The organism is Thermogladius sp. (assembly GCF_049970955.1).
Lineage (GTDB): Archaea > Thermoproteota > Thermoprotei_A > Sulfolobales > Desulfurococcaceae > Thermogladius.
On the sequence record NZ_JBMFLY010000028.1, the window covers coordinates 1 to 14,292 of the forward strand.

The 14,292-nt window shown below is 59.7% G+C and carries 14 protein-coding genes; 13 read left to right on the forward strand and 1 reads right to left on the reverse strand.

Going from position 1 to position 14,292, the window contains the following annotated elements; genetic code table 11:
- The first annotated feature begins 361 nt into the window (after positions 1 to 361).
- The 9 genes from ACP5VX_RS04710 to ACP5VX_RS04750 are packed head-to-tail and all read left to right on the forward strand — an operon-like array spanning position 362 to position 8,719.
- Positions 362 to 667: a hypothetical protein gene (locus ACP5VX_RS04710; RefSeq protein WP_428724738.1), complete on the forward strand. Its 306-nt coding sequence runs from the start codon at positions 362 to 364 to the stop codon at positions 665 to 667.
- A 3-nt stretch (positions 668 to 670) separates the two neighbouring features.
- Entirely contained in the window at positions 671 to 2,647 is a 1,977-nt protein-coding gene (locus ACP5VX_RS04715) for a hypothetical protein (protein ID WP_428724739.1), read from the forward strand.
- Positions 2,648 to 2,681: 34 nt separating this feature from the next.
- Positions 2,682 to 3,191 (forward strand): ATPase, encoded by a 510-nt coding sequence (locus ACP5VX_RS04720; protein ID WP_428724740.1) that lies wholly within the window; start codon positions 2,682 to 2,684, stop codon positions 3,189 to 3,191.
- A gap of 25 nt (positions 3,192 to 3,216) precedes the next feature.
- Entirely contained in the window at positions 3,217 to 3,804 is a 588-nt protein-coding gene (locus tag ACP5VX_RS04725) for a V-type ATP synthase subunit E (protein WP_428724741.1), read from the forward strand.
- Positions 3,801 to 4,595, forward strand: coding sequence for a hypothetical protein (locus ACP5VX_RS04730; RefSeq protein ID WP_428724742.1), 795 nt, complete (start codon positions 3,801 to 3,803; stop codon positions 4,593 to 4,595). The genes ACP5VX_RS04725 and ACP5VX_RS04730 overlap by 4 nt, the downstream gene beginning before the upstream one ends.
- Complete coding sequence (locus ACP5VX_RS04735) at positions 4,585 to 4,917, forward strand: V-type ATP synthase subunit F (RefSeq protein WP_428724743.1); 333 nt, start codon at positions 4,585 to 4,587, stop codon at positions 4,915 to 4,917. Before ACP5VX_RS04730 ends, ACP5VX_RS04735 begins: the two co-directional genes overlap by 11 nt.
- 1 nt (position 4,918) lies before the next feature.
- On the forward strand, positions 4,919 to 6,694 hold the full coding sequence (locus ACP5VX_RS04740) for a V-type ATP synthase subunit A (protein WP_428724744.1): 1,776 nt from the start codon (positions 4,919 to 4,921) through the stop codon (positions 6,692 to 6,694).
- 4 nt (positions 6,695 to 6,698) lie between these two features.
- Positions 6,699 to 8,087 (forward strand): V-type ATP synthase subunit B, encoded by a 1,389-nt coding sequence (locus ACP5VX_RS04745; protein WP_428724745.1) that lies wholly within the window; start codon positions 6,699 to 6,701, stop codon positions 8,085 to 8,087.
- Positions 8,084 to 8,719 carry a V-type ATP synthase subunit D gene (locus ACP5VX_RS04750; RefSeq protein ID WP_428724746.1) on the forward strand — a complete coding sequence of 212 codons (636 nt, stop codon included), beginning with the start codon at positions 8,084 to 8,086 and terminating at the stop codon, positions 8,717 to 8,719. The genes ACP5VX_RS04745 and ACP5VX_RS04750 overlap by 4 nt, the downstream gene beginning before the upstream one ends.
- A 130-nt stretch (positions 8,720 to 8,849) precedes the next feature.
- Here ACP5VX_RS04750 and ACP5VX_RS04755 read toward each other — a convergent pair whose 3' ends face one another.
- Positions 8,850 to 10,193 carry a rhomboid family intramembrane serine protease gene (locus ACP5VX_RS04755; protein ID WP_428724747.1) on the reverse strand — a complete coding sequence of 448 codons (1,344 nt, stop codon included), beginning with the start codon at positions 10,191 to 10,193 and terminating at the stop codon, positions 8,850 to 8,852.
- Positions 10,194 to 10,316: 123 nt separating this feature from the next.
- Between ACP5VX_RS04755 and ACP5VX_RS04760 the strand changes: the two genes are divergently transcribed.
- The 4 genes from ACP5VX_RS04760 to ACP5VX_RS04775 form a co-directional block, all read left to right on the forward strand.
- On the forward strand, positions 10,317 to 11,339 hold the full coding sequence (locus tag ACP5VX_RS04760) for a radical SAM protein (RefSeq protein ID WP_428724748.1): 1,023 nt from the start codon (positions 10,317 to 10,319) through the stop codon (positions 11,337 to 11,339).
- 566 nt (positions 11,340 to 11,905) lie between these two features.
- Positions 11,906 to 12,616 carry a trehalose-phosphatase gene (locus tag ACP5VX_RS04765; protein WP_428724749.1) on the forward strand — a complete coding sequence of 237 codons (711 nt, stop codon included), beginning with the start codon at positions 11,906 to 11,908 and terminating at the stop codon, positions 12,614 to 12,616.
- Positions 12,600 to 13,232 carry a hypothetical protein gene (locus tag ACP5VX_RS04770; RefSeq protein WP_428724750.1) on the forward strand — a complete coding sequence of 211 codons (633 nt, stop codon included), beginning with the start codon at positions 12,600 to 12,602 and terminating at the stop codon, positions 13,230 to 13,232. Before ACP5VX_RS04765 ends, ACP5VX_RS04770 begins: the two co-directional genes overlap by 17 nt.
- A partial coding sequence (locus ACP5VX_RS04775) for a glycosyltransferase family 4 protein (RefSeq protein WP_428724751.1) occupies positions 13,232 to 14,292 on the forward strand: 1,061 nt, incomplete at its 3' end. The genes ACP5VX_RS04770 and ACP5VX_RS04775, both read left to right, overlap by 1 nt.

The following is a 14,292-nucleotide window of genomic DNA, read 5'->3' on the forward strand; positions in this document are numbered from 1 at the left end:
CAATGCGCTCGGGAGCACGTTCTGCGAGACCTCGCGAGCGCCGGTACCGCCCCTTGTTGTGATGGTGCTACGAGGACGCACAGTACCGGGACCCGGCCAGGCAACCGGGTTAAGTCGGCGACCGTGTGCGAGTCCTAGTGAACGACCCGGGGAGTCTCCGCAAAGTCGCTAAGCAAGGCGAATAGTACGCGGTGTCCACGTGATTTTGCCACAGGTCCCGAGCAGCCCTTTATCGACCTAGGAAGAGGTTGCGGAAGTCTTAAGGACCCCTCACCCCGTTTTTGCACACGCGTATTTTATAAAAACCCCGTCGCGTAATAGAGCTAGACTGTGATGCTCGAGGGTAGCTGGGTGTTGCTTATTGAGCGACCTCGTGTCCAGTATAGAGGCGGAGGCCCTCAAGATCTTGGAGGAGGCTAAGAGGAAGGCGGAGGAGATAGTGGAGAACGCGAGGAGGAAGGCGGAGGAGATCCTGAGAGACAGGTCCTACGAGGCGGTCATAGCCGAGGAGAAGAGGAGGCTGGAGGAGGAGGTCGAAAAAGAGGTGGAGAGGATCATTGCCGAGGCGGAGGAGAAGGCGAGGGCGCTAAGAGAGAGGGCGGCCCCTAAGGTGGAGGCCTGGGCGAAGAAGCTGGCGTCTCTCGTAGCAGGCGTTGAGGTCGGCTGAGGTTTGGTCGAGCTATCCAAGCTCTTCCTCAACAGGCCGGACGTCGGCGTGAAGACGTACATAGTAGTCCCGGCCGACAGCGCCGACAGGGTACTGGACGAGCTGGTCAAGAAGAGCCTCCTAGAGCCCCTCCCGGCAGGCGAGGCCAGGAGGGAGGCCGAGAAGCTGGCGGAGAGGCTGGAGCTCGCGTCCAAGACAGCGAAGTTGGTGCAGGAGCTCTCCAACAGGCTGGCCGCACCGGTCGAGGTCGAGGTGAAGGAGCTACCCTGGGACCTTGACCAGGGGCTCGCGAAGCTGTACAACGAGCTACTCGACACTCTCAGGCTGGTCAGGGGGCTCGAGAGGGAGGTCGCGGAGCTGGAGCAGAGGGCAGAGAGGCTCGCCGCTCTAAAGAAGGTGGTCGACGCCGTTGAGGGGCGGGGGGAGGGAGGGCTCGTACTAGAGTACGACGGAGACCTGGTCGTGGTGAGGACGGTCTACGGGAGTAGAGAGGAGGTCGCCAAGCTAGAGGAGGCGTCGCTCAAGACCCTCGCCAAACTCGAGGCCCAGCCCGGTAAGGATGTCGCAGTGCTCGTCTTTGAGAGGGAGTCCTACGAGAGGGTCAGGGAGGAGGTAGAGCGCCTGAGAGTAGAGGTCGCGGGCCTCCCCCTCGGCGACCCAGGGCAGCTGAAGCTGGCCATCGAGGAGAGGCTTAACGAGGCTAGGGCGCGGGCCGGGGACCTGAGGAGGAAGGTCGGCGAGGTAGTGTCGGGGAAGGTGTACGAGATAGCCCTAGCCAAGGTTCTCGCGGAGACGGTGGAGTCGAAGATCGGCGTGCTGAGAGACGCGCTCGAATCGAGGTACCTGACCCTCATCGCTGGCTGGACGCTGAAGTCGAGGGCAAAGGAGGTGGAGAGGGTGGCCAGGGAGAACAGGGGCGTAGCGCTCTTCGAGGAGGCCCCGGACCCGCCTGTCGAGTTCAACAACCTCAAGCCCTTTAAGCCGTTCGAGCTCTTCACGGAGATAATGGGCTACCCCTCGCCGACTGAGTGGGACCCCACACCGCTCCTAACGTACCTCTACCTAGTGTTCTTCTCGCTGATGTTCCCCGACGTCGGGTACGGCATAGGCCTGATCATAGGTGCCAGGCTGGTCCTCCCCCACTTCGTCGAGAACAAGGACACCCTGCGCAGGCTGATAAAGATCGCCACCTACGCGGGCGTGACAGGCATCGTCACGGGCCTCCTCTCGGGCAGCTTCTTCGGGTCGCTGTTAGGCTCCTACGTGTCAATGGTCATACCGCCTGTGCTACCCAGTCTACCCCCCAGGCTCGGGTCTCTGGAAGAAATCGGGCCGCAGATCATAAGGTACATCGGCCTGGCGCTACTGGTCGGATACTTTACGGTGCTGTTCGCTCATACGATAGCGCTGTTCAAGAACCTCGGTATGAGAAATAAGACCGGTTTGGTCACCGAAGTCTTGGTTATATCGCTAATGGTTACAGGCCCACCTGCGATCAAGTCGGTTCTTAAGTTCAACGTCGACGTACTGGGACTCACAAACCTCGTGCCTGGGGATGTCGTGGTCTACGCGGCCGTAGGAGTTTTAGTCGCGTACGCCGTCTTTAAGTCTGTGGTAGACAGGCCGTTCGGGGCCCTGCTATGGATATTCGACGTCCTGGGCGTCATGGCAGACGTCTTGTCGTTCGTTAGGATCGCCGGTATAGCGATAGGTAGCGCTATAATGGCAGAGCTGCTCAACGCTCTCATCGCAAACACCACGGCGATCGTCAGCGGATTTTCGGTGGCATCGTTTATACTAGGCTTCCTCATGGCGGTCACGCTTCACGTAGTTAACTTGGGGCTCTCCTCGATAAGCCCCTTCGTCCACTCGCTAAGGCTGATAATGTACGAGGTGTCCTCGAAGTTCTATGAGGGGTCCGGTAGGAGGATACTACCGGCAGGGGTTAGAGGTCTGGTCGTTAAAGTCGGCGGGTCATGAAACTGTAATGGTTTTTAATTATACTATGCATTAGGTGTTGAAGCAGGTCGGGACTATGGACTGGATTACGACACTAGGGTTCATCGGTCCGGGCTTAGCAGAGGGGTTGGCAGCGGCTGGGACAACGCTGGGGATAGCTGCGGCGACGGCGACAGGCATACCAGTGGTAGCAGAGGACCCGGGTCAGAGAGGGCGTGTCTTCATCTTGGCTTTCCTGCCAATGACGCAGACACTTGTGTACGGCTTCGTATACATGTTCCTAATGTACTACATGATACTCCCAAACATCCTGGCGAAGCACGGCGGCGCCCTCACCCCTGAGATCGCCGGTGCCGTCTTCGGGATCAGCCTGTTCGTAGGCCTAGCGGAGATGTTCTCTGCTTGGATGCAGGGGAGAGTGTGCGGACAGGCCGCGGCACAACTAATTAAGACTAAAGGAGGAATCTTCGGCACGGGCATAATCCTGGCGGCTTACGAAGAGCTCTTCGGGATACTCGGGATGGTCTTCGGTCTAGTGATAGCCTTCATGGTGGCGGGCTGGTAGTACGTCTCAAGCCAAGGTATGGGCTATGAGCGTCGAAGAACTTAGAAAGGCTGTCCTAGAGAAGGCTAGGGCCGAAGCCGACGAGATTCTAAGAGAAGCAGTCAAGAGAGCCGAGGCCATAATCAGAGACGCCGAGGAGAAAAAGAGGAGGTTCGTTGAGAGCGAGAAGGAGAAGCTGAGGGCAGCGCTTCAGATCGAGAGCAGGGTCGGAGAGGCTAGGAGGAGGGCACGCCTGATCATAAGCAGTGTGAAGGCTGAGGTCGCAAAAGAAGTGAAGGAGAGAGCTCTCAACTTACTAAGGAGTATGGACAGCGCGAAGAGAGAGGAGTCCCTGAGGTCGTTGCTCGAAGACGCGATAGCCGAGGTCCTGAGGGCAGTTCCGTCGGCAACACTCCTCGAGGTCCACGCGGCGCCCGCTGACAAGCCCTTGGTGGAGAAACTGCTGAGGGAGAAAGGCCTGAAGTACGAGGTGCGCGAGGACCCCAGCATACTTGGAGGCGTCAGGGTGTCGTGTTGCGGGGGCGACGTTGTAGTTGACAACACCTACAACACGAGGCTGGGGAAAGGCCTAGCAGACGTGTTGAGAGAAATATCGAGGGAGCTCGGCGCTTGACGGCGGAAGACGCTTCTGCCCTGATCCACGTGAGGTTATCGAAGCCCCCCTTCGTCGAGGAGCTCGCTAAGCTCGTTCTCGAGAAGTCCGCGCTGAGCATAGAGAGTCTCCAATCGTCTTCGTACGCTAGGCTGGAGCTTGTGAAAGCGCTCGCTGCGACCACGCTTCAAGAGCTCGACGACTCTATAAGGGAGATCCTCGCGGCGGAGGTCGGAGAGATCACCAAGTACATGCCCGCTAAATACACACCCGTCGTGGAGAGCCTTACGTTGTTCCTGGACTTCGAGTCTATTGCGGCCGAGCCCAGCAAGTACTGGTTCTCGAAAGTGTGCGATGGGGGAGGGCTCGACTGCCTCCTCAGGGGCTATGTTCAAAGGGTTAAAGATTCGATGGCTTCGACGGGTGAAGAGATTGACAGACCTCTGTCGATCCTAGCGCTAGCACTGTACGGAGTCTTCTTGAGACACTCGCTGGCCTCTAAGAGACTAGGGGTGAAGACGGTGGACGACCCCGAGAGGGCCTTCAACGAGGTTATCGGCTTACTAGGGGGCACCGGCTCAGTCTACTACTCGGGGACGCTAGGGAGGATGACCACCCTGGCCCCTCTGTGGGAGAAGGATCCATTCCAGTACATTGCCGAGGAGGCCAAACTGGTCGTCACAACGTCGAAAACGGCGCTCTACTTCTCTGGGAGGCTTTTAGACCTCTTGACGCACTTCTTCGTAACTAGGTACTACGAGACGAGACTTCTAAGAATACTTGTATCGAGGAGGATCCTGGGTGTCGGTTGAGCGGAGAAGAGTGGTGGTCGTCTCGAGGAGAGAACACGAGCACTTCTACAGGTTGATCGGTTTGAAGAACGTGGTCACAGCAACTAAGGACGAGGTGGAGAGAGTAATAAGCGAGCTCAAGAACGACAAGAACACGGCCGCTATCCTCGTCGAGGAGTCCCTTGCCAGGGAGGCCGGGCTGGACGTCATGGCGTTGAACGAGAAGGGGTTCGGGCCAGTGGTGACCCTCGTGCCAGACAAAGACGTTTTTCTTCAATCAGATCCGAAGGCTTATTACTTGAAGTTTGCTTCACGAATAGTGGGATACCAGCTGGGTGTTTAGCTTGCCCTCCAGGACCGGTAGGATACACAGGATAGCCGGCCCCCTAGTGGTCGCGACCGATATCCCGTCCCCCATGATGTACGAGGTCGTCTACGTCGGCGAGGAGGGCCTGATAGGCGAGATCATAAGCGTCAGGGGGGAGAGGGCCTACATCCAGGTCTACGAGGAGACGACCGGGCTAACGGTCGGCGAGCGGGTGGAGGCCACGGGCGAGCTCCTGTCGGCCGAGCTGGGCCCGGGCTTGATAGGCACCATCTACGACGGCCTCCAGAGGCCGGAGGTCGAGATCGCCAGGGCCGTGAACGACATCTTCATCAAGAGGGGGGTCAGGGTCAACTCGCTTAACAGGTCGACTAAGTGGGTGTTCGCGGCCGACCAGAGGGTGAGGGTGGGCGAGAAGGTGGAGCCCGGCGACGTTATAGGCCTCGTACAGGAGACGCCGATCGTCACGCACAAGATCATGGTCCCGCCGGGGGTTAGCGGGACTCTGAAGTGGAGGGCAAGCGACGGAGAGTACAGGGTGGAGGACGTTGTGGCGGTCGTGGAGACGGGTGACAGGAAGTACGAGGTGAAGCTCTACCACAGGTGGCCCGTGAGGATACCCAGGCCATACAAGGAGAAGCTCCCGCCCTCCGAGCCCCTGATCACCGGTATAAGGGTGATAGACCTGATGTTCCCCATCGCGAAGGGCGGCAAAGCGGCTGTGCCGGGCGGCTTCGGGACGGGCAAGACGGTCTTGCTGCAGTCGCTAGCCAAGTGGTCCTACGCCGACATAGCGATCTTCGTCGGCTGCGGCGAGAGGGGCAACGAGATGGCGGACGCCCTAAAGAGCTTCCTCGAGCTCCACGACGTTAGGAGGAACAGGCCGATGATGGAGAGGTCCATCTTCATAGCCAACACGAGCAACATGCCGGTGGCCGCCCGTGAGACGAGCGTCCTGCTCGGGGTGACGCTCGCGGAGTACTTCAGGGACATGGGGTACGACGTGCTGCTTGTCGCAGACTCGACGAGCAGGTGGGCGGAGGCGATGAGGGAGATAAGCGGGAGAATGGAGGAGATGCCCGGCGAGGAGGGCTTCCCCGCCTACCTCGCCTCGAGGCTCGCCGAGTTCTACGAGAGGGCCGGCCGGGTCGTAGCCCTCGGTAGGCCGGAGAGGAGGGGTAGCGTGACAATATTCGGCGCGGTCTCGCCGCCGGGCGGCGACTTCAGCGAGCCCGTTGTAAGAAACACGCTACGGTACGTCCAGGCCCTGTACGCTCTCGACTACGACCTGGCTACGAGGAGGCACTTCCCCGCTGTAAACTGGCTGATGAGCTACAGCCTCTACGTAGACTACGTAAAGGAGTACCTCGACGAGCGCTCTGCGGGGAGGTGGCACGAGACGAGGAACATGTTCGTCAAGATTCTGCAGCGCGAGGCCGAGCTACTCGACATCGTCAGGCTGGTGGGGCCCGAGGCCCTGCCCGAGGAGGACAAGCTCACGCTCGAGGTCGCGAGGATGATCAGGGAGGGCTTCCTCCAGCAGTACGCCTACGACCCCAACGACGCGTTCTCACCACTCGAGAAGGGGTTCCTGATCATGGAGGCGATAAGGAGGTTCCACGAGGTAGCACTCTCGCTGATAAGGAGCAACGTGCCTCTGTTCAAGATCAGGGAGTTGAAGTCGCCCTACATGGTCTACAAGCTCAAGCTCTACGCGCCGCACGAGGTGGAGAAGGTCTACAACGACTACGTACAGACCCTCGAGGTGGAGGTAAAGAAGCTGACGGGTGGTTGAGGCCATGCCCCTCTACGTCAGGGAGACCCGGCAGATCACCGGCGCAAAGGGCTCGCTGGTCTTCGTCAAGTCGCTACCCAAGGTGGCCTACGGGGAGCTGGTCGAGATCGACGTGGAGGGAGAGACGAGGCTAGGGCAGGTCGTCGACATAAGCCAGGATATAACGGTCGTTCAGGTCTTCGGCTCCTCCCTGGGGATAACGCCGGGTAGGACGGTCGTCAGGCTGAGAGGCGAGACGCTCAAGATACCAGTGTCCACGGACATGCTGGGCAGGATATTCAACGGGCTTGGAAAGCCTATAGACGGGGGGCCAGAGATACTCCCGGAGGACTACCTGGACATACACGGCGACCCCCTGAACCCGGCTCTCAGGATGCCGCCTTCGGAGTTCATCGAGACGGGCATATCGGTCATAGACGGCATGCTCACTCTCGTGAGGGGGCAGAAGCTCCCCATATTCTCCGGGTCCGGGCTACCTCACAACAAGATAGCGATGCAGATAGTGAGGCAGGCGAGCGTGAAGGGAAGCGGCGAGAGCTTCGCGGTCGTCTTCGGCGCTGTGGGGGTGACGTTCGAGGAGGCGATGTACTTCATAAACGAGCTGAAGGGCATGGGCGCCATTGACAGGACGGTGGCGTTCCTGGCACCCGCCTCGGCGCCCCCCGTGGAGAAGCTCGCCCTACCACGCGTCGCGCTCACCACCGCGGAGTACCTGGCGTGGAGGCAGGACATGCACGTCCTGGTGATCCTCACGGACATGACGAACTACTGCGAGAGCCTGAAGGAGATATCGGCTGCCAGGGAGGAGGTGCCCGGCAGGAGGGGTTACCCGGGCTACATGTACACAGACCTGGCCACGATGTACGAGAGGGCGGGTAGGGTGGAGGGGAAGAAGGGGAGCGTCACCATAATGCCGATCCTCACAATGCCCGACGACGACATAACACACCCGATACCGGACCTCACCGGTTACATCACCGAGGGCCAGATAGTCCTCTCGAGAGACCTGTGGAGGAAGGGCATCTACCCGCCGGTCGACGTGTTCCTGTCCCTCTCGAGAATGATGAAGGAGGGTATAGGGCCAGGCAAGACCAGGGAGGACCACCACCAGGTGTTCTCCCAGTTGATGTCGGCGTATGCGGAGGGGCAGAGGCTCAGGGAGATAATCGCGATCGTCGGCGTCGAGTCCCTGAGCGAGAAGGACAAGAAGTACCTCGAGTTCGCCGACGAGTTCGAGCTGAAGTTCATAAACCAGGGCGAGACGGAGAGGAGGAGTATAGAGGAGACGCTCGACCTCGCCTGGGACCTGCTGGCCATACTCCCAGAAGAGGAGCTGAAGATCAGGGACGAGTACGTGAAGAAGTACCACCCGAAGTACAGGGTGTCTAGGTGAGCACGCAGTTAATCAAGATCAGCAGGCCCACGAAACTGGAGCTTATCAGGCTGAGGAAGAGGCTGTCCCTGGCGAGGAGGTACTACAACATACTCAAGGACAGGGAGTCCTTCCTACTCCAGACCTTCCGCGAGACCCTCATCAAGCTCATCGAGGAGAGGAGGAGGCTGAACAAGCTCCTCTCCGAGGCCCTGGGCTCCTACTACACTGCTATGTCGATTCACGGGTGGCGGGCTGTGGAGGCCCAGGCCGCGGCCGTCAAGGAGGAGGTGTACTTGAACGCGAGGTACAAGAACATACTGGGGGTTTGGACGTTCACCTACGAGCCCTCTACTAGGCTGGAGCCCCAGCCCGGCCTGCTGCCCGAGCTGGCCCCTCTACAGGCTGTCAGGAACGACATATTGGAGTCCGTAGCTAGGGTGGTGGAGTACGAGAAGACACTAGTGAACATCGGGGCGGAGATCTCCAGGCTCAAGCGGGTGGTCAACATGCTGGAGAAAGTCTACATCCCGCGCCTCGAGAGGACTATAAGGTACCTGTCGATGAAGTTCGACGAGGCCTACAGAGAGGAGACTATAAGGGCTATAAAGGTCAAGAGAATGCTCGAGTCCCGGGCGGCGCAATCGACGTAGTTTTCGAATACAGCCCCTCCACCGCCCCACTCGTTCTCGGGCGCTGAAGTGCCGGAGCCCCAGAGAGCCTGTACCCTGCTCGAGGCCTTCCTATGAGAGTAAGACAGAGCCGCGGGTCTTCTAGGCCGGGCTAGGCGAAGGGGAGTAGGTCGAGCTCCTCGCCTATGGCCGAGGCCTCCTCGGACCTCAATACAGCCACAACGGTGGCAGACGAGACTACGACTGCCAGGACGTCCAGGGCTAGGACGCCCACGGCCCAGTCTACCTCGGCGGCGCTGATGTTGAACGATATCTGTATACTCGGCCCAAGCCGCCCGACCCCGGTGTAGGGGTTGACGTTGACTACGCGGGACAGCATGACGCCGGTCGCGTTCTTGAGTACGCCGCCGTAGCCGTACGTGACCTCGGCTCTAAGCTCGACGGGTACAGATACGCCTGAGACCTGCGTGATGTACGACTCCTGTACGACCCTAGTGTTGTTCGCCGAGCTGGGGTCGTAGAAGAACGTGTCTTGTAGCCTGTTGATCAGCACCCTCACCTCGTCTACCTGGCTCGTCGTCACGTAGACTCCACCGCCTTGGAGGACCATCAAGACCTGGTCGCCGACACCGTCGGCGCTCACGCTCAAGACGTAGGTCTGCGGCCTTGCTAAGACCGACCCCAGGGCGCCGTAGAGGTAGCCTGCCACGACAGCGAGTATGAGGGCCACTAGGACGCCCTTCGCCACTCTACCCAGGCCCCTCCTACCCCTGAGTATAATCCCCAGCGAGCCCAGTATGTCTGCCAGAGACATCCCGGTAGTCTGCTGGTACTGCTTCGTGAGCCTCCGAGCTATGAGCCACGTGCCCAGTATGCCGGTCAGGAAGCCCCCGACGTGGGCGAAGGTTGCGATGGTGGTCGCTGTGAAGTACCCGTATATCACCTGGAGAGCGAACCAGAGTATCATGTAGACGTAGGAGGCCACTGGGAAGCACACGGGGAGGATGACGAATATCGTGCACATGCTCATCTTGGTGTTGGGGAAGAGTATGAGGTACGCCCCCAGGACACCCGATATCGCCCCGCTGGCCCCCACGGCGGGCGTCATGAGAAGACCCCAGTCCGACACGGAGGAGAAGGCGGTGTGGAAGAGGCTTGCGACGACCCCGGAGGCGAAGTAGACGAGGAGGTACCTGAGCCTGCCAAGGTAGTTCTCCACGCTGTAGCCGAACAAGTAGAGGAAGTACATGTTGAAGAATATGTGGAGTATGTCCGCGTGAGTGAACATCGCTGTGAAGACCCTGACGACCCCCTGGACAGGGCTGGAGAAGAGCAGGTAGGGGGTGAACCCCAAGCTGTAGATAGACCCCGCCGAGGACTCCAGGAAGTAGTTCTGGTAGCTGGTGTAGACGTAGACAGCCGTGTTCGCGGCGATCAGCCCTATGGTGAGGTAGGGGGGCGGGCCCCTCCTGTAGCTGCCCCCTGGTATAACCATTCTCCCAGTCTCCCCTCTATCTTTATCCGAAGCGATTAATAAACAGTAACAGTAGCGTGCTGGTGTGAGCAGTAGACCGACACTCGCCCAGCGAGACTTCGGCGAGGAGAGCGGTGTAGGCCCTTGAAGACGACCAGAGTGTGGGGCGGCAGGACCCTAGTCTACGTCGACGACCTCCCGCTCTTCGGGCACATAGCGTTCGGCGTCTTGGACAGGGGGACCAACGTACTCCAGGTCAGGGCCACGACCCTCTGCCCCTACAACTGCGTCTACTGTAGCGTCGACGCGGGCCCATACTCGAGGAGGAGGCTGAGCGAGTTCGTGGTCGACGCCGACTGGTTACTGGACTGGGCGAGACTGGCGTACAGGCTGAAGAACGGGGAGGTGGTCGAGGCTCTGCTCGACGGCGTAGGGGAGCCCCCGACGCACCCGGACATAGTCCGGGTCGTGGAGGGGCTGAAGGAGTTCGTGCCCAGAGTGGCGATGGAGACGAGGGGCTTCACGCTCACTAGACAGCTCGTGGACAGGCTCTGGGACGCGGGGCTCGACAGGCTCAACGTGAGCGTCGACACGCTGGACCCCGTGAAGGCGAGGTGGCTGACCGGCGTCCCCTGGTACAGGGTCGAGAAAGTCGTGGAATTAGTGGAGTACACGGTGAGGGAGACCGGGATAGACGTCATGCTCACGCCCGTCTGGATACCGGGGGTCAACGACGAGGACGTCGCCGCGATAATAGAGTGGGGCCTCAGAATAGGCGTCGGGAAGAGGTTCCCCGGGTTCGGGGTCCAGAAGTACGAGGTCCACAAGTACGGGAGGAAGGTCCCCGGGGCTAGGGAGCCCTCCTGGAGAGAGTTCTACGACTACATCCACGCCCTTGAGGAGAGGTTCGGAGTGGTCCTCGACTACAGGAAGATAGACATGGGGTTCAGGAGGGCCCCGAGGATACCGCTGGTCTACAGGAGGGGCGAGGTCGTCGACCTCCACCTGAGGCTACCCGGCTGGCTCAGGGGGGAGGCGATCGCCGTCGACCCCGAGGAGAGGGTGGTCGTCACGTTGGTCGGCGTCGAAGACTACACCCCGAGGAGGGTCAGGGCCAGAGTCGTCGAGAACCAGGACGGGATCTACATTGCCAAGCCGCTGGACTAGGCCTGCTGGGAGGCGGCCGGCTCGAGGTCGTCACGCCCGGTAGGAGAGCGTAACAGGGTAGTACACGCACACTCCTTGCTCGTTGCCGAGGGAGCAGTACTCCAGCAGCATGTTCAGGACGCCGCTACTACCCGCAGTCGCGTAGCCCGTTAAATTGGCGACGACGTACCCGCCCGCTGGTAGTAGGACAAAGCTCGTCGAGGTCGTCTGCGCGACGCCGTTGACTACTGTGATAGGCGTGGAGTACCCGCCGGGTGAGTGGAGAGTGATATAGGCTGTTAAACCGGTTAGGTTACTACTAGAGTTTGCGACATAACTATGAGTGTTAGGGTCACAAGTAACAGCAGTACGGTATATTTTCCCGGCCTTGGTCGTGTACTGAAGGCTAGCCCAGACGGCACCGCATTGTCAAACCCTCGGTGGCCGCAACTCAATGGTTATCCCAGCCCTGTCAGAGCTAGTTTTTACAAAACAACCCCTACTTGTACAATTCTCGTCGTGAACGCTATTAAAAGTCTCTAGGCTATATGGGGTGGTCCTCCTTAGTAGTTCTCTGTGGTGTTGGGATGGAGGCGTTGATTTTCGACTACGACGGCACTCTCAGCCCCATTGACGCCCCGAGGGAGAGGGCCCTCCCCTCCCGCGAGCTCGCGTCCGTGCTGGAGGGCCTCTCCGAGAAGTTCCTCCTAGGCGTCGCTACAAGTAAGGACTACTGGTTTGTGAAGGAGAGGGCGCCGTGGGCTAGGCTACTGGGCTTGGTCACCGGGCTCGAGGTCGTGGCGGGCGACTACTACCTGCTTGCGAGGGAGGTGGTTGAGAGGGGGAGATCGGAGGGGCTCGAGAGGCTCGTGCACAGGTACCCTTGGGAGAAGTGCGTCTTCGTTGAGGAGAAGAGGTCGCTGGAGAAGAGGCTACTGGGCGTGTCTATAGACTACAGGGCTTGCGGTAGCGAGCCCGAGGGGCTGGGCTCGTTCCTCGACGAGGCCGAGAAGAGCGGGTTGTACGTGCTGAGGTACCGGGGCAGCCCGTTCGTCGACGTCTACGCGGCGAGGCCCGACAAGTCGAGGGTTATAGACGTGGCGCGGAGGCTCTTGGGGGTCGGGAGGGTGTACTACTTCGGCGACAGCGAGAACGACGTGCCAGCCTTCGAGAAGGCGGACGTGAAGGTCCTCGTCCTCCACGAGTACAACAGGCACATGGTTAGAGTTTTAAATTTCGACTACATAGTCGGGTTCGAGGACCTACACAGGTGGCTTACGGATGTTCTTCTCCACTAGCGTCCTCTTAGACTACGTAATAGCCACCCTGATACTACTGGCAATAGTCATCGTCACCTACGTCATCGGCAGGCTCGTGAAGTACTTCATAACCTACATGGCGGGGAAGACAGGCTTCTCGGACTGGATGATAAAGTTCCACCTGGGGAGGGCGATCCTGAGGTCGGGCATGACCGTAGGCGAGTTCTTTGGTAGGGTCTCGATGTGGGTCGTACTGGTCGCTGGAACCCTGCTCGGCCTCGCCACGTGGTTCAGCCTCGTCAACAACACTGCCGCCGCGGCTGTGATACTGGACATAGTAAACGTCTACGTCTTCGGCTTCGTGAAGGCCTTCATCGTGATAGTCGTGGGCTTCGTCCTCGTCGACGCCTTCGTAGGCTACGTGTACAAGGGCGGCGAGCCCGGCGGGACGCTCGAGTTCCTCACCCCCGTAGGGGAGTACCTCAGGCTACTCTTCTACTTGGCGGTGCTGGTCTTCGCGCTCGACGTCGGCGGGCTAAACGTGAAGACACTGACGCAGATACTCATCCCGGTTGTTTGGGGCCTGACAGTGATAATGATCATCCTAACGGTGGGCAAGATCGTCTCCGACATTCTTGGCAGGGTCAAGAAGTAATGAACTTCGCGAGCATAATGTACCAGTCCTCTGCGAGCAAGGGCCAGGAGCTAGTCGCGGAGCGCATGGTCAAGTTCGCGAAGAGGCTCGGCCTGGAGGCCTGGTACATCACTAGCATATACCACGACGGCATCCCTGTGGTGAGCGAGAGAGAGGCGGAGCTGACCGGTAAGAACTACGTGGTCTACAGCGAGGACCCCGCTATAAGGCTCCCAACCATAAGGGTGGCGAGCTACAAGACGACCTGGCCCCCGAGGAGGATTGTGTTCAGGGACTTCGTCACGGTACTCAACAACATAGACAGGGAGCTGGGCCTAGACTTCGTCGTGACCCACTCGACCCTGTGGAACGGGCCGGAGGAGACCGCTAGGTGGATCCTCTGGAAGAAGCTCATGAAGAGCCTTGGCGAGAGTATACCCCCGACAGTCATGGGCCACATGAGCCACTACCAGCCCCCCGACCCTCTCAGGTACTCCCTCGTAGAGAGGACCTACAGGATGGCCTGGAACACGACAGCACTACCGTCCATCTTCAAGGCCAGCTCGATGATCATAGTTCTCACCCCCCTTGAAGCTGAGGATATGGTCACCATGGGCGCCCCACCGGACTCCATACACTTGTTCCCGGGAGGCCTCGACGACGACTTCGCGGAGCTCGTGGACAGGGCTGACGCGAGGTCCTTCAGGGAGAAGTACGGGATACCCGAGGACGCCAGGGTGGTCGCCTACTTGGGGACTGTCGAGTACAGGAAGAACCCCCTGGCCGTTGCGAAGATCGCGAGGCATTTCAAGGACAGGCGGGACGTCTTCTTCGTGATAGCTGGTAGACCGGGAGACCAGTGGGAGGAGGTGAAGAGGGCTGTGAGAGGCCTGAGGAACATTGTGTTGACAGGGGAGTTGAGGGACGATGAGAAGGCGGCGCTGGTCAAGACCTCGTACCTGAACATCATAATGTCGCGGATGGAGGGCTTCGGCCTCACACAGCTCGAGTTCATGTACGGCGGGGTCCCAGTGGTGACCTCGGCGGTGTACGGGCAGAAGTGGTTGGTGAGGAACGGGGT

Bases quoted from the DNA above. Each gene is read 5' to 3' on its own strand.
- ACP5VX_RS04725 (WP_428724741.1), top strand. From the start codon at position 3,217: ATGAGCGTCGAAGAACTTAGAAAGGCTGTCCTAGAGAAGGCTAGGGCC.
- ACP5VX_RS04745 (WP_428724745.1), top strand. From the start codon at position 6,699: ATGCCCCTCTACGTCAGGGAGACCCGGCAGATCACCGGCGCAAAGGGC.
- ACP5VX_RS04755 (WP_428724747.1), bottom strand. From the start codon at position 10,193: ATGGTTATACCAGGGGGCAGCTACAGGAGGGGCCCGCCCCCCTACCTC.
- ACP5VX_RS04765 (WP_428724749.1), top strand. From the start codon at position 11,906: ATGGAGGCGTTGATTTTCGACTACGACGGCACTCTCAGCCCCATTGAC.
- ACP5VX_RS04770 (WP_428724750.1), top strand. From the start codon at position 12,600: ATGTTCTTCTCCACTAGCGTCCTCTTAGACTACGTAATAGCCACCCTG.